Annotated in this window: 1 pseudogene; it reads right to left on the minus strand. The window is 74.9% G+C overall.

From position 1 onward, the window contains the following. Window positions 1-90: 90 nt before the first annotated feature. Window positions 91-2,096, minus strand: a pseudogene (locus tag AB0O00_RS36925) (hypothetical protein); the annotation flags it as partial.

Here is a 2,096-nt window from a genome sequence, read left to right on the forward strand (position 1 = left end):
GAACAGATAACAGATTTCGAAATCTGTTATCTGTTCGCTGTTACCTGTTCGCTGTTATCCGTCAGCCGTCGACTGTCGACTGTCGGTCGGTCAGCTGCCCGCCGCCGCCAGCTGGGCGAGGTAGCGCTCGGCGGCGCGGAGCTTGCGGCCTTCGGGGCCCGGGAGGTAGGCGCGCAGTTCGATGATCTCCGGAGCGATGCGGATGGCCTCCGTGCGGTCCGGGATGGCGCGCCAGCAGGCTTCGGCGTTGGTGGCCGCCTGCTGGGTCTCCGGATGGTCCGCGCCCTGCGAGCGGAGCAGGGTCAGCGCCACCTCGCGGTAGATGTCCGCGGCCTCGGCCGCCCTGCCCGCGAGACGGCACACGTGGGCCCGGACCTGCCGGACCTGGAGCACCGGCTCGGAGACCGCGCCGTGCTCGGCGATCGCCTCCAGTTCGAGGGCGAAGGCGAGGTCCGTGGCGGCGGCGTGGTCGCCCGAGTCCGCGCTGCGGACGATCTGCCCGAGCGTCTCCCGGTAGTCGGCGCGCGGCTCGGGGCCGGCAGGCGCAGCGGGCGCGAGGTCCTCGGCCGGAGCCGGGTCGGCGGACTGCTCCGACTCCTCTGGCTGGTCCCGCAGTTCGGGCTCGGCCGGCGTCTCCGGCTCGGCCTGGACCTCGGGATCGGCCTGGACCTCGGGATCGGGCTCGGGCGCCTCTTCGAGCAGGACGGGCTCGTCGACGGGGGCGGGTTCCTCGGCCGGAGCGTCCTCCTCGAACTGCTGCTCCTCCAGCGGAACTTCGGCCTGCGCCTCATCCACGGCCGGGGCGGCGTACGCGACGAGTGGCGCGGTCTTCGCCAGCTTCACGCCCGACGTCGGCGTGGGGGCGGCTTCCTCGACGACGACGTCCTCGGCGACAACGTCCTCGGCGACAACGTCCTCGATGACGGCATCCTCGATGACGACGCCCTCGACGTCGGCCTCGGCGAGGGTGAACGCGCGGAGCGTCACGGTCCTTGGGGCTTCGAGCAGTTGCTTCTTCAGGCTGACCGGACGCGCGGGCGGCGGCGGAGTGGGCGGCACGCCGGCCTTGCGGAGGCTCACCAGGCCGTCGGCGGACGGCTCGGGTGCGGGCTCCTGCTCCGCGACCTGCGGGACCTGCCGGACCTCCGGGACCTCCGCAGCCTCCAGGACCTCGGGCTCGCCGCCCTCCGGTTCGACGATCTCGGACGCGGGGGCCGCAGGGGCCGCGGCGGGGACCGGCACCAAAGGGTGTTCCGGAGCCGCTTCCACCGGCTGAACGTCCACCGGCGCCACATCCGCCACCAGGCCGTCGGCGTGACGGGCGGTGTTGCGGAAGACCGGGCGGTCCGGGGCGTGCGTGGCGACGATCACCACGTCCGGGCGCAGCACCGAGTACACCTGCTGGCGCAGCTGTTCGGGCGCGAGGACCTCGCCCGCGCCCGGGCGGCCGCCGTGCAGGGCCTCGATGAGCGCGCGGGTGAAGGTGCCGATCTGCTCCGGGTCCGGGCTGACGACGGCCCACAGCGGGATCCCGTCGCTGAGCGGCCCGGCGGCGCCCTGGGCGTCCGCCTGGAGGAGGGGCCACGCGTTCTGGTCGGCGCTCAGGTCGGCGATGACGAGGGTCTGCCAGTCGGCCGGACGGTGGCTCAGCTCGGCGGCGATCGCGTGCCAGGGCAGGCCGTCCTGGCGGATGCTCGCGGCCTTGGAGTCGCGCAGGGTGAGGTGGAGCTGCCCGCCGCGCTTGTCCGCGAGCAGGTGGCCACCGAGGTGGACAAGCAGCGGCCCGGGGTGACGGGCGGCGGCGCGCAGGTGGGCGAGGACGGTGTGCGGGTCGCTGGCGCCGGGCAGGTGGACGGCGTCGACCGCGTCGGCGGCGAGCAGCACCTGCGGCGAGACGGCGGCGAGCATCGCGGACAGCACGGTGGCCTGGGCGGGGACGCCGCGGCCCCAGGTACGGCGGCCGGCATTGCCGTAGCCGCCCTCGACGACCAGGATCCGCCCGCGCGGCGCGGCGCCCAGCCCGCCGCCGACACCGGGCACCGCGAACGGCAGCGGCGTCGCGGCGACGGGCGCCGGAGCGGGGGCCTGGACGGGCG

The organism is Kitasatospora sp. NPDC093558 (assembly GCF_040683475.1).
In the GTDB taxonomy this organism is placed as follows: Bacteria; Actinomycetota; Actinomycetes; order Streptomycetales; family Streptomycetaceae; genus Kitasatospora.